This window comes from Comamonas testosteroni (assembly GCF_000761245.1).
GTDB lineage: Bacteria > Pseudomonadota > Gammaproteobacteria > Burkholderiales > Burkholderiaceae_C > Comamonas > Comamonas testosteroni_C.
The window spans coordinates 1-364 of the sequence record NZ_AWOR01000029.1 but is presented as its reverse complement, the minus strand read 5'-3'; the positions used below and the strand labels follow the sequence as shown (position 1 = coordinate 364).

Sequence of the window (364 nt, the reverse complement as noted above, 5' to 3'; positions counted from 1 at the left end):
GCAGCACTCATGATTCCATCAACCATGAACATACATGGACATCCTTTTCCCGGCCTGCTGATGAGCCGCATGGGCCAACTTTTCACTGAGACCCGCCCGCCCTGCCGGCACAGCCGAGGTGGCCCGTGCATCGCCGACTACCAGCTTGACCGTACGCACCGACTCATGCCCTTTTCCGTCGCTGACCTTGATCTGCAGCACCAGCGTGGTGCTGAGGTCCTTGGGAGCGTTGATGGTCAGCTGGCCTGTATGACGGTCCAGGCGCACCCATGCGGGCAGCTCCTGGCGAGCGGAGAAGCTGAACTGGAGTGACTCGATATCCCACGGACTATCCGAGGCCAGGAGTACGGGCTTCAGATCCAGA

At 60.7% G+C, this 364-nt stretch carries 1 protein-coding gene; it reads right to left on the bottom strand.

The window, feature by feature from the left end:
- Positions 1–18 precede the first annotated feature (18 nt).
- A partial coding sequence (locus P353_RS06735; RefSeq protein ID WP_034367102.1) for a hypothetical protein occupies positions 19–364 on the bottom strand: 346 nt, incomplete at its 5' end.